This is a genomic window from Streptomyces sp. NPDC021622 (genome assembly GCF_040640795.1).
Taxonomy (GTDB): domain Bacteria; phylum Actinomycetota; class Actinomycetes; order Streptomycetales; family Streptomycetaceae; genus Streptomyces.
The window spans coordinates 132,221-149,670 of sequence record NZ_JBFACK010000009.1 but is presented as its reverse complement, the minus strand read 5'-3'; the positions used below and the strand labels follow the sequence as shown (position 1 = coordinate 149,670).

Annotated in this window: 15 protein-coding genes; 6 read left to right on the top strand and 9 right to left on the bottom strand. The window is 72.5% G+C overall.

Going from position 1 to position 17,450, the window contains the following annotated elements:
* Positions 1–77: 77 nt before the first annotated feature.
* The 6 genes from AB0G47_RS19615 to AB0G47_RS19590 all read left to right on the top strand — a co-directional run bounded on the left by AB0G47_RS19615 (position 78) and on the right by AB0G47_RS19590 (position 6,716).
* Positions 78–743 (top strand): PAS domain-containing protein, encoded by a 666-nt coding sequence (locus AB0G47_RS19615; RefSeq protein ID WP_360771235.1) that lies wholly within the window; start codon positions 78–80, stop codon positions 741–743.
* Between the two features lie 199 nt (positions 744–942).
* Positions 943–1,494 (top strand): heme-binding protein, encoded by a 552-nt coding sequence (locus AB0G47_RS19610; RefSeq protein WP_360771232.1) that lies wholly within the window; start codon positions 943–945, stop codon positions 1,492–1,494.
* A gap of 93 nt (positions 1,495–1,587) precedes the next feature.
* On the top strand, positions 1,588–2,184 hold the full coding sequence (locus AB0G47_RS19605) for an ankyrin repeat domain-containing protein (protein ID WP_360771229.1): 597 nt from the start codon (positions 1,588–1,590) through the stop codon (positions 2,182–2,184).
* 286 nt (positions 2,185–2,470) lie between these two features.
* Entirely contained in the window at positions 2,471–3,994 is a 1,524-nt protein-coding gene (locus AB0G47_RS19600; RefSeq protein ID WP_360771226.1) for an FUSC family protein, read from the top strand.
* A gap of 321 nt (positions 3,995–4,315) precedes the next feature.
* Positions 4,316–5,587, top strand: a complete 1,272-nt coding sequence (locus AB0G47_RS19595) for a nitric oxide synthase oxygenase (RefSeq protein ID WP_360771222.1) — start codon at positions 4,316–4,318, stop codon at positions 5,585–5,587.
* A 76-nt stretch (positions 5,588–5,663) separates the two neighbouring features.
* Complete coding sequence (locus AB0G47_RS19590) at positions 5,664–6,716, top strand: lactonase family protein (protein ID WP_360771681.1); 1,053 nt, start codon at positions 5,664–5,666, stop codon at positions 6,714–6,716.
* A gap of 93 nt (positions 6,717–6,809) precedes the next feature.
* Here the strand turns inward: AB0G47_RS19590 and AB0G47_RS19585 are convergent, their stop codons facing one another.
* From AB0G47_RS19585 to AB0G47_RS19545, 9 genes are all read right to left on the bottom strand, one after another.
* Positions 6,810–7,754, bottom strand: a complete 945-nt coding sequence (locus AB0G47_RS19585) for a hypothetical protein (RefSeq protein WP_360771219.1) — start codon at positions 7,752–7,754, stop codon at positions 6,810–6,812.
* Between the two features lie 95 nt (positions 7,755–7,849).
* Positions 7,850–8,839 carry a BadF/BadG/BcrA/BcrD ATPase family protein gene (locus AB0G47_RS19580; RefSeq protein ID WP_360771216.1) on the bottom strand — a complete coding sequence of 330 codons (990 nt, stop codon included), beginning with the start codon at positions 8,837–8,839 and terminating at the stop codon, positions 7,850–7,852.
* Positions 8,836–9,513 (bottom strand): uracil-DNA glycosylase, encoded by a 678-nt coding sequence (locus tag AB0G47_RS19575; protein WP_266869347.1) that lies wholly within the window; start codon positions 9,511–9,513, stop codon positions 8,836–8,838. The genes AB0G47_RS19580 and AB0G47_RS19575 overlap by 4 nt, the downstream gene beginning before the upstream one ends.
* Before the next feature lie 33 nt (positions 9,514–9,546).
* Positions 9,547–10,638 carry an exo-alpha-sialidase gene (locus AB0G47_RS19570; RefSeq protein ID WP_360771213.1) on the bottom strand — a complete coding sequence of 364 codons (1,092 nt, stop codon included), beginning with the start codon at positions 10,636–10,638 and terminating at the stop codon, positions 9,547–9,549.
* Between the two features lie 79 nt (positions 10,639–10,717).
* A complete protein-coding gene (gene mmuM / locus AB0G47_RS19565) occupies positions 10,718–11,623 on the bottom strand; it encodes a homocysteine S-methyltransferase (RefSeq protein WP_360771211.1) in 906 nt (301 codons plus the stop codon).
* Positions 11,620–13,671, bottom strand: a complete 2,052-nt coding sequence (locus tag AB0G47_RS19560) for an ABC transporter ATP-binding protein (RefSeq protein WP_360771208.1) — start codon at positions 13,669–13,671, stop codon at positions 11,620–11,622. Before AB0G47_RS19560 ends, mmuM begins: the two co-directional genes overlap by 4 nt.
* A gap of 16 nt (positions 13,672–13,687) precedes the next feature.
* On the bottom strand, positions 13,688–14,590 hold the full coding sequence (locus AB0G47_RS19555; protein WP_360771206.1) for an ABC transporter permease: 903 nt from the start codon (positions 14,588–14,590) through the stop codon (positions 13,688–13,690).
* The gene (locus AB0G47_RS19550; RefSeq protein WP_360771203.1) at positions 14,587–15,537 is read right to left on the bottom strand and encodes an ABC transporter permease; all 951 of its coding nucleotides are present in this window, start codon (positions 15,535–15,537) and stop codon (positions 14,587–14,589) included. The genes AB0G47_RS19555 and AB0G47_RS19550 overlap by 4 nt, the downstream gene beginning before the upstream one ends.
* Positions 15,534–17,378 (bottom strand): peptide ABC transporter substrate-binding protein, encoded by a 1,845-nt coding sequence (locus tag AB0G47_RS19545; RefSeq protein WP_360771200.1) that lies wholly within the window; start codon positions 17,376–17,378, stop codon positions 15,534–15,536. Before AB0G47_RS19545 ends, AB0G47_RS19550 begins: the two co-directional genes overlap by 4 nt.
* Positions 17,379–17,450 lie beyond the last annotated feature (72 nt).

Sequence of the window (17,450 nt, the reverse complement as noted above, 5' to 3'; positions counted from 1 at the left end):
CGCACTTGACGGCTCACGCCCCGATCGACCCTGCCGCCCCTGCCACCCCTGTCGAACTCCGCCGGAAGGAGCCGCGCATGGACAAGGAGCCGTCCATGGACTCCGTGCTGTGGCGCAACCGCGCGATGACCCTGTTGGACCGCATCCCGACGCCGGTCGCGGTGTGCGCCGCCGACGGGGCGATCATCCTGGCCAACCCGGCGATGGCGGCGGAGTGGGGCAGCGCGCCCGGCGCCCTGCGTGACCGCAACGTACTGGAACTGTTCCGCCCCGAGGAGGAGACGCAGGTCGTGCGGATCGTCGAGGCGCTGCGCCTGGGCCGCCGCTCCCGCTACCCCGTCGCCGTGCGCTGGGAGGCCGCCGACGGAGTGCGCCGCCACGGCGAGCTGACGGCGGAGCCGGTGAGCGACACCGCCGACGAGGTCCCCGGGCTGCTCGTACTGCTCCGCGTCCTGGGCGAGGACACCGCCCCCGCCGCGCCGGAGACGACGGCTGCGGCCACTCCGTCCGAGGCCCGCATCCTGGCCTTGCTCGCCACGGGCGCCACCACGGAAAGGGCGGCCCGCGAAACGGGCCTCACCCGCGACGGCGTCACCTACCACCTGCGACGCCTGACCGAGCGCTGGGGCGCGTCGAACCGGACGGAGCTGGTCGCGCGGGCGTACGCGCTGGGGGTGCTGGTTCCGGGGGAGTGGCCGCCGGAGGTGGCGGCAGCGGCGAGCGGGGGTCAACCGATCGGTTGACCCGGCCGTCCCCCGTCGGGGCAGGCCAAGGCGGCTCCTAGGTCGACGGGGTCGGGCCGGATCCGGACCCAGGATGGATGTCAGAGCGGGAACGCAGAGCTTCCCGAGCTTCCCCGGTCCCCCGGTCGGTCCCCCGGTCCATCCGGCCGGTTCCCCGGTTCCCCGGTCCATCCGGCCGGTCCATTCGAAGGAGCCCACCATGAAGAAGATGTCGCTGCGTACCCGCGTCCTCACCGGCACCGTTGCCGCCGCCGCCCTCTCCGCCGGCACGTTCGGAGCCGTCTCCGCCAACGCCGCCACGCCGGCCGCCCCCGCCGCGGCCAAGGCCGACACCGCCGGCAAGAACGTCACGCAGACCTCCCACCTGACGATCGACGCCGCCACCGAGGCCGCGCAGGCCACCCTGGACGCCGCCGAGAAGGAGAACCAGCGCGTCTCCGTCGCCGTCGTGGACCGCAACGGCAACACCATCCTGACGCTGCGCGGCGACGGCGCGGGCCCGCAGTCCTACGAGGCGGCCGAGAAGAAGGCGTTCACCGCCGTCTCCTGGAACGCGCCGACCTCCGAGCTGGCCAAGCGCCTGGAACAGGCCCCGAACCTGAAGGACATCCCCGGCACGCTGTTCCTGGCGGGCGGCGCCCCGGTCACCGCCAAGGGCGCCCCGATCGCGGGCATCGGCGTCGCGGGCGCGCCCTCCGGCGACCTGGACGAGAAGTTCGCCCAGGCCGGCGTCGCCGCCCTCGCCAAGTAGCCGCGGCCCTGTACCCCGGCGGCACCCCCGTGTGGGTGCCGCCGGTCTTCTCGTACGTACGCCCATACGCCCATACGTCTCTGGAGGACCGAGATGCACGACCGCAACCGCCGGCTCCTGGAGGCTGCCCGCCGCGGTGACGCCGCAGAGGTGCGCGCCGCCCTGGACGCGGGGGCGTCCGTGGAGGCCCGCGACGCCGAGCTGCGCTCCCCGCTGCTGCTCGCCTCGCTGGGCAGCCATGTGGAGGCCGCCCGCGTCCTGGTCGCAGCCGGGGCGGACCCGAACGCGCAGGACCGCCGCAGCGACAGCGCGTGGCTGGTCACCGGGGTCACCGGCAGCGTCCCGATGATGCGCGTGCTGCTGCCCGCGGGGCCGGACGTGACCTTGCGCAACCGGTTCGGCGGCGTCTCGCTGATCCCGGCGAGCGAACGCGGCCACGTCGCCTACGTACGCGCGGTGCTGCGCGAGACGGACATCGACGTGAACCACGTCAACGACCTCGGCTGGACGGCCCTTCTGGAGGCCGTGATCCTCGGAGACGGGGAGCTGCCGCACCAGGAGATCGTGGAACTGCTCATCACGGCGGGCGCCCGCCCCGACCTCGCCGACGCGGACGGCGTCACACCGCTGCGGCACGCCGAGCGGCGCGGTTTCGACACCATCGCGGCGCTCCTGCGGGCCGTGTCATGAGGGCGGGCTTCCTTGGTGCGGTGGCCGTGCTCCTCCTGGTCACCGGCTGCTCGACGGCCGGGGCCGCAGGGTCCGGGAACGGCGACCGTCTGGTCCGATGGCCTGCTCGCGGTCCGGCATCAGGCGAGTGAGGTGTGCCAATGGCTCAGCCGAATCGACGTCGGTTGAGCCAGGGTGCCGGTGGATGGTGTGATGGTCCCGTCGATGGCGCTGCGGATTCCGCGGCGCCTTTTTCATGCGGGCAGGTCGATCAGGCCGATCAGAACGCGAAAGGGGCGGGGAAGCCGTGCTGAAGAGGGTGTTCGTGGCGCCGGATCCGGGGCGGGCGCGGTTGCGTTTCGCGTCTCGGGCCGTCCTCGGGGTCGGCTTCGCCGTGGCCCTCTGCGGTGTGGCCGGACACTCGCTCGTCGCGGCGATCACGGGCGGGCTCGCCGCGCTGCTCGCCCTCTTCACGGTCACCGACGCGACCGTGCGCGGACAGGCGGTCACCACCGCCCTGCTGCCGGTGGTCGGGTTTCCCGTGCTGGCTCTCGCGGCGGGACTGCATGACGTTCCGGTGGCGCGGGACGTCGCCTTCCTCGCGGTCATGGGCGCCGGGGTGTACGCGCGGCGGTGGGGACCGCGCGGGCACTCGCTCGGGGTTTTCGCGTTCATGATGTTCTTCGCGACGCAGTTCCTGCACACGCGTCCGGCGCAGCTGCCCGAGCTGTTCGCCGCCGTCCTGCTGTCCCTGTGCGCCTCCTCGGCCGTGCGGTTCGGGGTGTGGTGCTACGAGCGGCGGCAGCCGCCCGCGGCCGTGCCGGCCCCGCCCGGCGGCAAGGGTCTTGCGCGTACGACGACCCGGCAGGCCGTCCAGGCGACGCTCGGCGGGGCCTTCGCCCTTGGTCTGGGGCAGGTGCTTTCCGACCAGCGCTGGTACTGGGCGGTGGGCGCCACCTGGTGGGTCTTCGTCAACACCGCCTCGAGCGGCGAGACGCTGGTGCGCAGCTTCCGGCGGGTCCTCGGCACCGTCATCGGCATCGGCGTCGGCTTCGTCCTTGCGGTGCCGCTGCACGGCGCTCCCGTGCCCTCGGCGGTCATCGTCGCCGTCAGCGTCTTCGGGATCTTCTACACCGCAGCCGTGTCGTACACGTGGATGATGCTCGCCGTCACCGTGATGGCCGGGGTGCTGTACGGCCTGCTCGGGGTCCTGAACCCGGGGCTGCTCGCCCTGCGCGTCGCCGAGACCGGCGTCGGGGCGCTCGGCGCCGTCATCGCCGTGCTCCTCGTCCTGCCCGTCACCACGCACGCCACCACCAACGCCTGGATCCAGCGCGCCCTGCGCTGTGTGCACGCCTGCACTGCCGAGGCCGCCGCCCGGCTCGCCGGGTCCGAGTCGGCCGACCCCGCCCCGCGCGTCGCCGAGCTTGAGCAGCTCCTGGGCAAGGTGCGGTTCTCGCTCGCCCCGCTGGTGCATCCGCTCAGCCCGCTGCGGGCCCGCAAGGAGCGCGCCCGTCAGGTGCTCGCGCTGCTCGACGACTGTGCCCGCGAGGTGCGCGGCCTCGCCTCGATCGCCGCCGACCCCGAGGCCTCGCACGACGCGCGCCTCGCTGCCGCGTGCTGGCGCGTGGAGGCCGCGGTGGAGGCGCTGACCGCCCCGGAGCGGATGCTCGGCGGCCACGCGGCCCACCCGGTCGCCGTGCCGCAGGGCGCCGCCGCCGAGCCGGTGCTCGCCCATCTCCATGGCCTGGAGAAGGCTCTTGCCGAGCTGTCGGGGCCGCTGCACAGTCCGACGCGTACGCCGCTGAGCGCTCCGCTGGTAGGCGGGTGACAAATCTGCGGGCCGTTCGTGGCTGGTCGCGCAGTTCCCCGCGCCCCTTACAGGGCGGCGGTATCGCCGCCTCCCGCGCAACGGGCGCTCGCAAGCGCGGGCGCGCCCCGTTCTGAGCTCTTCGTGCGCCCCTGCGTGCACCCCCACGCACCTGCGCTGACCTGCCGATACCACTCACGCCGTGGACAATTCGCCCCCATCTGAGGCATGTTCACCGGGCACATACAGGGTGGATCAGCCCGCCCGAGGGGTAACTCCGCGGCTAACAGACGCGCGGGCCGTGCGGGAGCGGTCCGTGCCCCGGAGCCGCCTGGGGGTGCCATGCGGAATTTCCTGCGCAGGACCGGACACGGGAAGCCCGTCGACACCGTGGACCACCCGCACCAGCGCGCCGCCGACACGCGGTGCCCCGACGGCGCGGCGGGCCACGAGGACGGAGCCCCGGGAGCCCTGCCCGCACCCGGCATCCTGCCGGAACCCGCCCTCCGCCGAGCCGCCGCCGAGTTCATCCGGCTGCACCACGGCGAGGCCGGCCTCGGCGACCCCGCCCCACGCATGGCCCGGGTGTTCGCCGAGATCGCGGCCGGCGGCACCTACCGCCACACCCCGGACGAACTCGTCTTCGGCGCCCGGCTCGCCTGGCGCAACGCCGCCCGGTGCATCGGGCGCCTCTACTGGCGATCCCTGCGCGTCATCGACCGCAGGGAGCTGACCGGCGCCGATGACGTCGCGGCCGGCGCGGCGGAGCATCTGCGGGAAGCCGTGCGCGACGGGCGGCGGATCAGGCCCCTCATCACCGTCTTCGCGCCCGACGCCCCGGGGCGTCCGGGGCCGCGCATCTGGAACGAGCAGCTCATCCGGTACGCGGGGTACGAACGCCCCGGCGGCGGTGTCACCGGCGACCCCCGCAACGTCGGCATCACCGCGCTCGCGCGCCGCCTCGGCTGGCCCGGCGGCCCCGGCAGCCCCTTCGACGTACTGCCCCTGGTGATCCAGGAAGGCATGGACAAGCCCCGCTGGTTCGTACTGCCGCCCGACGCCGTTCTGGAAGTCCCGATCGAGCATCCCGAGGACTCGCGGTGGGCGGCGCTCGGACTGCGCTGGCACGCCGTGCCCGCGATCGCCTGCATGTGCCTGGAGATCGGCGGTGTCTGCTACCCGGCGGCGCCTTTCAACGGCTGGTACATGGGCACCGAGATCGGCGCCCGCAACCTCGCCGACAGCGACCGCTACGACCTGCTGCCGCGCGTCGCCGAACTGCTCGGCCTCGACACCGGCAGCGACCGCTCGCTCTGGAAGGACCGCGCCCTCGTCGAGCTCAACCGCGCCGTGCTGCACTCCTTCGACCGGGCGGGCGTCACCATGACCGACCACCACACCGAGTCCCGCCGCTTCCTGACCCACCTGGGCCGCGAGGAGAGCAAGGGCAGGACCGTGGGCGCCGACTGGTCGTGGATCGTGCCGCCGCTGTCCGGCAGCGCGACGCCCGTCTTCCACCGCACGTACGACACCGTGGAGCGGCACCCCGCCTACGTCCACCACCCGGAGGCACTTGCCCGGACGCGCGGCGAATCAGGCGACGCCTTGGTCTAGACCGACTGCTAGCGTCGGCCGCAGCAGCGCCGCCCACGTGGCCGCGGCGCTCTCCGGTCGAGAGGGGAACGCAGTGGTGGGCAGGCACGGCGACAGTCAGCGGGCGTACATCGGCTCCTTCACGGCGGCGGGCGGGCCCGGCATCCTCACGGCCGCCGTGGACGCGGACAGCGGCGCGCTGACCGTCCTCAGCGCCACGGACACCCTCCCCGATCCCTCCTACCTCGCGCTCTCGCCCGCCGGCGACACCCTGTACGCCGTCAGCGAGACCTCCGACGGCGCCGTCGCCGCCTTCCGCGTGGACGGCGACAAGCCCGAGCGGACCGGACCCCAGGTCCTCGTCGACGCCGCGGCGCCCACCCATCTCACCCTGGTCAAGGACCACGTCCTCACCGCGAACTACGGCTCCGGCAGCGTCACCGTCGTGCCCGTGCGCCCCGACGGAACGCTCGCTCCCGCCCTCTCCGACGTCTTCCGGCACGCCGGCTCCGGGCCCCACCCGCAGCGCCAGCAGGGCCCGCACGCCCACGAGGTGCTGCCCGATCCGAGCGGCCGCTGGGTGGTGAGCGTGGACCTCGGCACCGACTCCGTACGCGTCTGCGCGCTCACCGAGCGGGGCGGCCTCACCCTCCACCGCGAGTTCGCGCTGCGGCCCGGCTCCGGCCCCCGCCATCTCGCCTTCCACCCGCGCGGCGACCGTGCGTACGTCCTGAACGAACTCGCGCCCACCGTCACCATCTGCGCCTGGGACGCCGCCGACGGCGCGCTCAAGCCGCTCGGCGAGGCGGCCGTGCTGCCGGGACCCGCGGACGGCGACGGCGAGGCGTACCCCTCCGAGGTCGTCGTCGCGCCCGACGGCCGGTTCCTGTGGACCGCGACCCGCGGCCAGGACGTCATCTCGGTGCTCGCGCTCGACGAGGCGGGCGAGCGGCCGCGGCTGACGGCCACCGTGCCGTGCGGCGGCCACTGGCCGCGTGACCTGGCCATCGACCCGTCGGGGAGGTTCCTGTACGCGGCCAACGAGCGGTCCGGCGACGTGACCTGGTTCGCGATCGACCCGGAGACGGGCATCCCGCGGCGCGCGGGATCGATCGAGGCTCCCGCCGCGTCCTGCGTGATCTTCGGCTGAGCCACCGCTCCCGCGGTACGCCGATGGGCCCGCCCCCAGGTCAGGGGGCGGGCCCATCGGCGTAACGGCATCAGACCCGTATGCGCGGCGCGGTCAGTGGACCGGCGCGCCCGACGGCTGCTGCGGGGCGATGCCCAGCGCCGTCGCGTACTTGGAGAGCGCCAGCTTGCCGATCGCCGGGTAGGCGCCGAGCGACTCGGCGACGGAGCAGCCCGCCTCCTTGGCGGCGTCATCGAGCAGGCTCGCGTCGATCTCCGGGCCGATCAGGTACGGGGCGAGCGCCAGCTGGGTGGAGCCGGAGCCGCGCAGCTGCTCGGCGGTCGCCGCGATGGCGCCCTCCTGGTCGAGCGCGGCGGCCATCACCGGCACCGCGAGGCGCGCCGCGAGCAGCATGCCGGTGATCCCGGCGGCCTGCACGGCCTCCTCGCCGCCGACCGTGGCGAGGACGATGCCGTCCGCCGCGGTCGCCACCGTGAACAGGCGGGCGCGGTCGGCGCGGGCCAGACCGGCCTCCGAGAGGCGCACGTGCAGCGCCTCGGCGAGCAGCGGGTGCGGGCCGAGCACGTCGGTCAGCTCGGCGGGCGCGCGGCTGTCCATCACGGCCTGCCGCACGCGCCGCATCAGCGCGCTGTCGGGGCCCGCGAGGAGCGGCACCACGACGGCGACGGGGCCGTCGGGCTCGGCTACCTCCGCACCCGCGGCGCGCGCCTGCTCATAGCGGGCGGTGCGCTCGGTGGAGGCGTGCGCGAGCACGGACTGCAGCGAGGGGAACTCCGGGAACGAGGTGGTCGTCGCGTCCTCGGTGCCGTCGAGATACCCGATGCGGGCGTCGAGGCCGGGCAGCTCGGAGCGGGCAATGCTCACGACCTCCTCGGCGAGGCTGCGCGTGGCGGTGCTGGGTACGCCCGGTACGGCGAGGACGAGCGCAGGCGCGTTCTCGGGAGCCGCCACGGGCTCCGGGCGGCGGTGCCGACCGGGCTGGCGGGGTCGCGGCATTCGTACGGGCAGGCCTGATGCGGGCCCGGTGGGGGAGCTCATGGCCCCGCATGCTACTGGTCTTCGGGCCTGCACTGTTCGGGGAGGGTGCAGGTGGGCGGTATACGTCCGGTTTTGTCTGATGAGTTACGTAGAGGTCAACTGTCGCCCTCTGTGTGCACGGTCAGCATGCGCGGATCGAGCGGCAGCCGGAGCCGGTCCGCGGCGAGGTCGGCGGCGATGCGCACCGCCCCGTCCAGCGGGTCACCGGCGGCCGTGACCTGGCGGGCGGCCGGCAGTCGCTCCGCGAGTTCGGCGCGCAGCGGCGTCAGGAGCGGCTCGCCCATCTTGAACAGGCCGCCGGTCAGGGCGACTTCGCGGACCGTGCCCGCGGCGGGCGGCGGGCAGGCGGCCGCCGCAGTCTCGGCGATGTGCGCGGCCGCCTCGCGCAGGATGCCCGCAGCGACGGGGTCGTCCGGTGCGCAGCGCGCCACCTCGGGTGCGAAGGAGGCGAGCACGGCGGGCCGGTCCGTGCGTGGGTAGAGCCGGCCCGGCAGTCCGGACAGCGGGCCGAACATTTCCTCGGCGCGGGCCCGCAGCGCGGCCGAGCCGCCGCGCCGCCCGTCGAACGCCCGCATCGCCGCTTCGAGCCCCGCCCGGCCGATCCATGCGCCGCCGCCGCAGTCCCCGAGCAGATGCCCCCAGCCGTCGGCCCGCCGCCAGGACGCCAGGTCCGTGCCGATCGCGATCATGCCGGTGCCCGCGGCGACGACCGCGCCGGGCCGGTCGCCGAGCGCTCCGGCGTACGCGGTGACGGCGTCCGCGGCCAGCGCCACCCGGCGTACGCCAAGGGACTGGCGCAGGGCGGAGGGCAGTTCGGCGCGGAGTTCGTCACCCAGGGTCGCCATGCCGGCCGCGCCGACGGTGACGGCCGTGATCCGCCCGCCGCCCGCCTGCCGCAGCAACTCCTCTGCCATGGGGAGCAGTTGCTCCATCAGGTGCCCCGCGTCGATGCCGTGCGGGCCGGTGCGCACGGGCTCCTTCGAGCTCAGCGGGTCAGGGCGGCGCGATACGGCGGGTCCGCCGAGGGCGACCCGCATCCCCGAGCCGCCCGAGTCCACCCCGATGACGCACGGGGCGTCCGTCACGGCAGCCGCCAGTCCACCGGCTGTGCGCCCTGCTGGACCAGCAGGTCATTGGCCCTGCTGAAGGGGCGCGAGCCGAAGAAGCCGCGGTCCGCCGACATGGGTGAGGGGTGCGAGGACTCCACGGAGGGCAGCGGGCCGAGCAGCGGCCGCAGATTGCGGGCGTCACGTCCCCACAGGATGGAGACGAGGGGCCGCCCGCGCGCGGCGAGCGCCTTGATGGCCTGCTCGGTGACCTCCTCCCAGCCCTTGCCCCGGTGTGCCGCCGGGCGCCCGGGAGCCGTGGTGAGCGCCTTGTTGAGCAGCAGGACGCCCTGCCGCGTCCAGGGCGTGAGGTCGCCGTTCGACGGCGGCGGGAGCCCGAGGTCGCTGCCCATCTCGCGATAGATGTTGATGAGGCTGCCGGGCAGCGGACGCACCTCGGGCGCGACGGAGAACGAAAGGCCCACCGCGTGCCCCGGTGTCGGGTAGGGGTCCTGGCCGACGATCAGCACCCGCACCTCGTCGAAGGGCTGTTGGAACGCGCGGAGCACGTTCGGCCCGGACGGGAGGTAGGTGCGTCCCGCGGCGATCTCCGCGCGCAGGAAGCCGCCCATCTCGGTGATCTTTCCGGCGACGGGTTCGAGGGCCTTCGCCCAGCCCGCCTCGACGATTTCATGCAAGGGTCGTGGTGCCACGGCGTCACCCTACTGCCGTAACGGGGGCGTCGATCAACCGATGGCCGCAGCCCTGACGCACAGTACGTCGGGAAGATGGGACGCCAACTCCTGCCAGCTGTCGCCGTCGTCCGCCGAGGCGTACACCTCGCCGTTGCGATTGCCGAAGTAGATGCCCGCCGGGTCCTGGCCGTCGCTCCACATCGCGTCCCGCAGCACCGTGCCGTAGTGGTCGCCCGAGGGGAGGCCCGCGCTGAGCGGCTCCCAGCTCTTGCCCGCGTCGCTCGTGCGGTAGACGCGACATCGGTGGTCGGCGGGGACGCGGTCGATGTCCGCGTTGATCGGGAAGACATAGGCCGTGTCCGCGCGGTGCGGGTGGGCGACGACGGCGAAGCCGAAGTCGGAGGGGAGGCCCTCGCCGATGTCCGTCCAGTGCGCGCCCGCGTCGTCGCTGCGGAACACGCCCCAGTGGTTCTGCAGATACAGGCGGTCCGGGTCGACCGCGTCCCGGGCGACCTTGTGCACGCACTGGCCGAACTCCGGGTCGGGGTCGGGCAGGAAGACCGCGGAGACGCCGTGGTTCGACGGGGCCCAGCTCTTGCCGCCGTCCAGCGTGCGGAACACCCCGGCGGTGGAGACGGCGACGGTCACCGCGTCCGGGTCGCGGGGGTCGGTCAGGACCGTGTGCAGGCCTTCTCCGCCGCCGCCCGGCACCCACTCGCCGCGCGTGGGGTGCTCCCAGAGCGGGCGCACGAGCTCGAAGGTCTCGCCCCTGTCCTGCGACTTGTACAGCGCCGCCGGTTCCGTGCCCGCGTACACGACGTCCGGTTCGGCGGTCGCGGGGTGCAGTTGCCAGACGCGCTCCAGGGAGGCGCCGGTGTCCTTGGGGAACTTGACGGCCGGCTTGGCCGGTTCCGTCCAGGTCCTGCCGAGGTCGTCGGAGTGGAAGACCGAGGGGCCGAAGTGGGAGCTGTCGCCGCCCACCAGGAGCCGGGGGGTGCCGCCGCGGATGTCGATGGCCGCCGAGTAGATGGCCTGGGCGTTGAAGTACGGGCTCTCGTCGAACTGCCAGGTTCCGGTGGCGCCGCGTTTGCGGCCGATGAACAGGCCCTTGCGGGTGCCTACGGTCAGGATGAGATCGGCCATGGTGGCCACCTCCGACGTCGTTGTCTCAGGTATCAGCCAGTCTGCACCCCGGCACTGACAGTCACCCCCGCACGGGACGTCATCGCAGGTCGGGCGGGGTGTCCAGCTCGCCGGCCACCTCCGCGATCGTCTCTGGACCGACCCGGCAGCACCCGCCGATCAGCCGCGCCCCCGCGTCCCGCCAGCCGGTGACCCGGCCCGCGCTGAAGCGCTGGGGCCCCTGCCACGTCTTGGTGGCCGCGTCCCATGTCTCGCCGCTGTTGGGATAGACCACCACCGGCTTTCCGGTGATCCTCGCGGCAAGGCGCACCGCCGCGTCCGCGTCGCGCGGATCGCAGCAGTTGACGCCCACCGCGAAGATCTCGTCGGCTTCGGCAGCGAGCGCGAAGGCCTCGGTCAGGGGCTGGCCCGCGCGCGTGAAGCCGCCGGAGACCGTGTACGAGAGCCATGCGGGGACGCCGAGGCCGCGGACCGCGCGCAGCAGCGCCCGCGCCTCGTCCGTGTCCGGCACCGTCTCCAGGGCGAGCACGTCGGGCGCCGCGTCCGCGAGGACCTCCAGGCGAGGGCGGTGGAAACGCTCGAGCTCGGCCACGGTCAGGCCGTAGCGGCCGCGGTACTCGGAGCCGTCGGCGAGCATCGCCCCGTAGGGACCCGCGGAGGCCGCCACCCACACCTCCCGGCCGACACCCGCCCCGGCGCCGCGCGCCAACTCCACGCTCAGGCGCAGCAGTTCGGCCGCGCCTGCCGAGTCGACGCCTTGCTGGGCGAAGCCCTCGAACGTGGCCTGATAGCTCGCCGTGGTGGCGACGTCCGCGCCCGCTTCGTAGTACGCGCGGTGCGCCGCCGCGATCGCCTCCGGCTCGTCGGCCAGGAGCCGCGCCGACCACAGGGCGTCACCCAGGTCGTGCCCGGCGGCCTCCAGCTGGTTGGAGAGGCCGCCGTCAAGCACGAGCGGGCGGCGGGTCAGGGCATCCGCGAGTCTCACGCCGTCGACGCTAGCCGAGGCGCGGGCAGGGGGAAGTGGCACGCGACCCGGTGTCCCGCACTGTTCGGGGTGCTCACCGGCGGTTCCGTGGTCGAGCACACCTCCTGGGCCGCCGGGCACCGGGTGCGGAAGCGGCAGCCCGAAGGGGGCTTCGCGGCCGACGGTGTCTCGCCCTCCAGGGGTGAGCGGTCAAGGCCTGCCGCCGCCTCCGGGTCGGGCAGGTTGACCGTGTCGAGGAGCCCACGTGTGTAGGGGTGCAGCGGATGCGCGTACACCTGCTCGGCGGGGCCCGACTCGACCAGCTTGCCGAGGTACATCACGCCGACCGTGTCCGCCAGATGGCGCACGACGGCCAGGTCGTGCGAGATGAACAGATACGTCAGACCGCGCTCCCGTTGGAGCTCCCGCATCAGGTTCAGGATCTGCGCCTGGACGGACACGTCGAGCGCGGAGACCGGCTCGTCGGCGACCACCAGATCGGGGGAGAGCGTCAACGCCCGTGCCAGGCCGAGGCGTTGACGCTGCCCACCGGAGAACTCGTGCGGATAGCGGTGCACGGCGCCGCGCGGCAGGCCCACCGCGTCGAGGAGTCCGGCGACCAGCTTCTCCTGGTCGGCCCGGCTGCCGACGCCCTGGATGACCAGCGGCTCCCGCAGGATCTCGCCGACCCGCATCCGCGGGTCCATGGCGGCCGTGGAGTCCTGGAACATCAGCTGAACGCGCCGCCGGTGCGCACGCCGCTCGGCCCGTGACATGTCCGCCGGGTCGCTGCCCCCGAAGCGGACGCGCCCCGCCGTCGGCTCCTCCAGGCCCGCGACGATCCGCCCGAGCGTCGTCTTGCCGCAGCCGGACTCGCCGACCATGCCGAACGTCTCGCCCCTGCGGATCTCCAGGGACACCCCGCCGACCGCGCTGACCGTGCCCCGGCGGCGCGAGAAGGCACCGCCCTTGAGGGGGAACTCCTTGACCAGCTCGTCGAGTTCGAGCAGTACGTCACCGGGGGCGCCGGGCGCGGGAGCGGCCGCCGGCAGCACGATCTCGTCATCCGACGCCTCGTCCGGCACCGGATGGAAGCACGCGTACCGGTGCTCTGGGTCTTTGATGCCCCCCACTTCATCGTCCGCGAGCGGCGGCTCCTGAGTGCGGCACTCGTCCGTGGCGAAGGCGCAGCGGGGCGCGAACCGGCAACCCGTGGGCCGCACCGCCAGGTTCGGCGGCAGGCCGGGGATGGTGTGGAGCTCCGTGCCGCTGTCCGCGGCCCGCTCGGGGAGCGAGGCGAACAGGGCCTCCGTGTAACGGTGCCGCGGCCGCGCGAACAGGCCGCGCACATCGGACTGTTCGGCGATCTTCCCCGCGTACATCACCGCGACGCGGTCGACCCGGTTGGCGATCACGCCCAGATCGTGGGTGACCAGGATCATCGCCATGCCGAGCCGCTCGCGCAGACCGTCGATCAGCTCCAGGATCTGGTGCTGTGTCGTCACGTCGAGGGCGGTCGTCGGCTCGTCCGCGATCAGCAGCTTCGGCTCGCAGACCAGGGCCATGGCGATCGCCACGCGCTGGCGCATGCCGCCCGACAGCTGATGCGGATAGGCCTTCATGCGCTCGGCCGGCTGCGGCATGCCGACCAGGCGCAGCATCTCATCGCCCCGCGCCCAGGCTTCCTTCCTGCCCAGGTCGGTGCGGTGCAGGAGCAGCGGCTCGGCCACCTGTGCGCCGATCGTCATCGTGGGGTTGAGGGAGGTCAGCGGGTCCTGGAAGACCATGCCGACGGTGTTGCCGCGTACGTCCTGAAGGACGGGCGCGGGGGCGGCGGCCAGGTCCGTGCCGTCGAACAGGACGCGTCCGCCGGTGACTTGGCCGCCGGTCGGAAGCAGCCCGAGGACGCTGAGCGCGGTCATCGTCTTGCCGCAGCCCGACTCGCCCACGATCCCCAGGGCCTCGCCCGGCGCGAGTTCCAGCGAAATGCCGTCGAGGGCGTGGACGGTGCGGTCGCGCGATGCGATGTCGACGCGCAGGTCTTCTATCGTGAGCAGAGGCTCGGTCATCTCTTCGGTTCTCCCTTTACTTCCGCAGCCGCACTTCGAACGCGTCCCGCAGCCCGTCACCGATGAAGTTGAACGCGGCGACGACCAGGACGATCGCGATGCCCGGCGGGAAGATCAGCCACCAATAGCCGTTCTGGGTGTAGGTGATGCCGGCCGACAGCATCGAGCCCCAGTCCGCCGACGGCGGCGGGATGCTCAGCCCCAGGAAGGCGAGATAGCTGACGTAGAGGATGGCGTCGGCGATCTGGAAGGTGCAGTTGACGATGACCGTGCCGATGGCGTTCGGCACGATGTGCTTGAACACGGCACGCGCACCGCCGCCGCCCATCATCCGCATCGCCTGGACGTACTCGCGGTCGCGCAGCGAGAGCGCCTCGCCGCGCACCAGACGGGCGGGGGAGAGCCAGGCCACCGAGGCGATGATGACGATGAGGACGCCCTTGCTCGGCGTGATGATCGCGGCGACCACGACGAGCAGGAACATCGCGGGGATCGCGAGCGCGGCGTCGGTGATCCGCATCATCGCGGCGTCCACCCAGCCGCCGAAGTACCCGGCGACAGCGCCGTACACGGTCCCGAACAGCGTCGCCAACAGGCCTGCCGCCAGGCCGATTTCGAGCGAGGTCTGCCCGGCGACCATCAGCCGTCCGACCATGTCGTAGCCGAGGTCGGTGGTGCCGAGGAGGTGGCCGGAGCTGCCAGGGGCAAGGTTGGCCTGGGAGAGGTCGGTGTGCACCTGCTCGGTGGAGTGGAACAGCGGCCCCAGGTAGCTGAACGCCAGGAGCAGGACCAGGACCACCACGCCGGTCAGGGCGAGCTTGTTGCCGGTGAAGACCTGGAGGGTGCGGCGGGCCAGCGAGGGCGTGGCCTGCGCGGCTTCCTCGTGCCCTGGGGTGACAGCGGCGGTCGCGGTGCTCATGCCACGCTCCGTATCCGGGGGTCGAGGACGGCGTACAGGATGTCGGTGAGCAGCGAGCCGACGACGGTGGCGATGCCGACGACGAGCGTCACGCCGAGCAGCACAGGGAAGTCGGAGCCCTGCGCCGCGTTCCAGAACAGCAGCCCCATGCCGGGGTAGTTGAACATCGACTCGACGACGAGCGCGCCGCTGAAGAGGGTGGGCAGATAGAGGCCGAGCAGCGTCGCGAGGGGGATCAGCGCGTTGCGCAGCACATGCCGGACCATGATCCGGCGGCTCGACTGCCCCTTGGCCATCGCCGTACGGACGTATTCCTCGGTGAGGTTGTCGAGGACCGCCGAGCGCATGTAGCGGCTGAACATCGCCACGATGCCGAACGCCATGGTGACGACGGGAAGGATCAACCCCGTGAAATCGCCGAGGAGTTCACCGATCGTCTCGCCCTGCGGCGCCTCCGCCGGAAGGATCGGCATCACCTGCGCGAACAGGATGATCATGATGAGGCCGAGGAAGAACACCGGCGTCGCGTAGAGGAGGAAGGCGAGCCCCGTCAGCGCGTAGTCCGACGCCTTGCCGCGCCGCACGGCCTGCATCAGACCGAGCGGCACGGCGATGATCACCGCGAGCGCGGTGGAGAGGACCGTCAGGAGCAGCGTCTTCGGCAGCCGCTGCTTGAGCAGCTCGAACACCGGCGAGTTGAGCTTGAAGGACTCGCCGAGGTCGCCCGTGAAGAGCCGCTTCAGATACATCACGTACTGCTGGGGCAGCGAACGGTCGTACCCCTGCTGGTGGTTGAAGTGGTCGATCTGCTGCGGGGTGCCCTTCGGGCCGAGGATGGCGCGGGCCGGACCGCCGGGCAGCATGTGCAGGAGCGTGAAGACGATGACCGAGACCAGGAAGAGCACGACGAGCGCCTGAAGGAAGCGCTTGACCAGAAAGCCGGTCACTTCTCGGCTCCCTTCTTCTTGACGTAGTACCAGTCCTGCGGCGCGAAGGTGACCGTCGGGTTCTGCCCGACGCCCCGCAAGTCGTTGCGGATCACGGAGACTTGGTACGCCGGGTTGGGCATCCACATCACGGGCAGCTGCTCGGCGAGGTACTCGCCGTACGCGTGCACGGCCTTCATGTCGGGGGAGTACTGCACGCCCCGGATGATCCGGTCGGCCTTCTTGTCGCTGTAATTGCCGAAGTTGGCCGAAGCGCCGGTCGAGAAGAGCTGCTCGCCGCTGGGGTTGAGCGGGTAGTACCAGCTGCCGGCCGTCCCGAAGAAGGACATGTCCCAGTCGCAGCCGGGGTCCTTCGCCTTGCAGGGCACGGAGTTGCCGAGAACCGAGTTGAGCGGCTGCTGGCGCACGGTGAGGCCGATGCCGGCCTTGGAGAGCGAGGACTTGAGCTCCTGCATCATGTTCGTCGTCTCGGTGGAGCCGGACTGGGAGAGCAGGGTGAGTTCGAGCGGGGCGTTCCTGGCGATGCCCTTGCCGCACTGGTCGTCGCCCGTTCCGGGGCGTACGCAGCGTGCGGTGCCGTCCTGGGTCCGCCAGCCGTGCGAGGTGAGCAACTGCCGTGCCTTGCCGACGGAGAAGGGGTACCGGTTCTTCTCCATCGCCTTGGACAGATACTGGCTCTTCGGCGTCACCGGCACCGGACCCAGGGTCGGTGTCGCGCTGCCCTGCCAGACGACGTCGCTCATCGCCTTCTGGTCGACGAGGTGCTGCATCGCCTGCCGGATGTAGAGCTGGTCCATCATCGGGCCCGCGTGGGTGGAGTTGAAGTTGTAGACGATGTACGTCGCCGCCCAGCCCTCCCACGGATCGACGCGGTAGCCCTTCTCCTCGAACTTCCCCTTCTGCGCCATCACCGACGGCGGGATGTAGCCGTAGTCCACGCCGCCCGAACGCAGCACGTTGTACTCGGAGTCGGCGGTGGTGAAGGGCTTGAAGACGACCTTGTCGAGGTGCGGGCGCTCGGACTTCGGGCCGCTGTACTTCTCGTTCGGGACGATGGTGACCTGGCCGTTGTCGCGCCACCCGGCCAGCTTCCAGGGGCCGTTGACGGTCTTCCAGAGCGGGTCGGTGCCGTACGAGCCGAGGCTCTTGGCGTGCCGGGTGAGCCGCGCGAAGACCGCCTTGGCGCCCGCCTTCGTACGGTCCCAGTCGGCGATCTTCCCGCCATCGGTCTTCGCGTCCCAGGCGTGCTGGGGCAGGGCGCGCATCAGCGTGAGCTGGTTGGCGGCGAACCAGTCGGGGTTGTACGCGCGGCTCAGATGCAGCCGGACGGTGTGGTCGTCGACGGTCTCGAAGCGCTTGACGTTGTCGGGCATGGTGCCGACCGAGTAGTTGGCCCAGTCCGCCTTGTTGGCCTTGAGGAGGTTGAACCAGAACTCCAGGTCGCGGGAGGTCACCGGCTCTCCGTCGGACCACTGCACGCCCTCGCGCAGCGGCACGGTCACGGTCCTGTTGCCGTCGCTGAACTTCGGTTCGAGGCCCAGGGTGCTCGGGCCGTGCGTGGTCAGCTCTGCCTTGCCCTTCTCCTGCACGGCGTCGTACACGGGCGAGAACAGCAGTGACTGGATGCCGTAGTTGTACGAGCCGCCGTAGCCGGGCGGGCCGATGGGGAAGATCCAGTTCGGTGTCGCGGCGGGCGGCAGCGCCATCGTCGCCGTGCCGCCCTCGACCGGAGTGCCGCCGGTGGGGCCCATGTCGACGCGGCCGCCCTCCTGGGTGCATCCCGTCAGCGCCGCCGCGAGGACGAGCAGCGCCGCCGCGGCCGCGGACCTGAGTGAGCGCATGGCGATGGGCCTCCAAGGGGGACGGGACCTGCCCCGTGCCGGAGAACGACGAGGCGGCGCCCGAACGCTAGG